The 373-nt window shown below is 69.2% G+C and carries 1 protein-coding gene; it reads left to right on the top strand.

Annotated elements, in window-relative coordinates; genetic code table 11:
• A partial coding sequence (locus ACQ4LH_RS21535) for a 50S ribosomal protein L11 methyltransferase (protein WP_430698996.1) occupies nt 1-219 on the top strand: 219 nt, incomplete at its 5' end.
• Between the last annotated feature and the right edge of the window lie 154 nt (nt 220-373).

Genomic DNA, 373 nt, shown 5'->3' with positions numbered 1-373 from the left:
GGGGGGGTCGTCGGCGGCGTCAGATGTGTAAAAGAGACGGGGGGGCGCCGGGCGCTGTGGGGCATCCTGGCCGAGCAGGCCGAAGAGGTGCGCGCCGCCTACAACGACGCCTTTATCCTCAACCCGACCGCCGATAAAGACGGCTGGGTGCGCATCAGCNACGCGCCCCCGCGTATTACCGCCACGGGGGGGGCGGCGTCGGCAGCGTCAGGTGTGTAAAAGGGMSGGGSCGRAGGGGGKGCGCGCCSCCTAMAMCGSCSCTTTKACCCCCMCCCCGACCGCCGATAAAGACGGCTGGGTGCGCATCAGCGGCGTACGCCGCTAACCGCCCCAGTGCGCACAGCTGCTGCATTGCCAAGCACTTGCGTTAGAC

Origin of the sequence: Pseudomonas peli, from assembly GCF_050563605.1 — a bacterium.
Taxonomy (GTDB): Bacteria; Pseudomonadota; Gammaproteobacteria; order Pseudomonadales; family Pseudomonadaceae; genus Aquipseudomonas; species Aquipseudomonas peli_A.
This window is presented reverse-complemented; position numbering and strand designations above follow the sequence as displayed.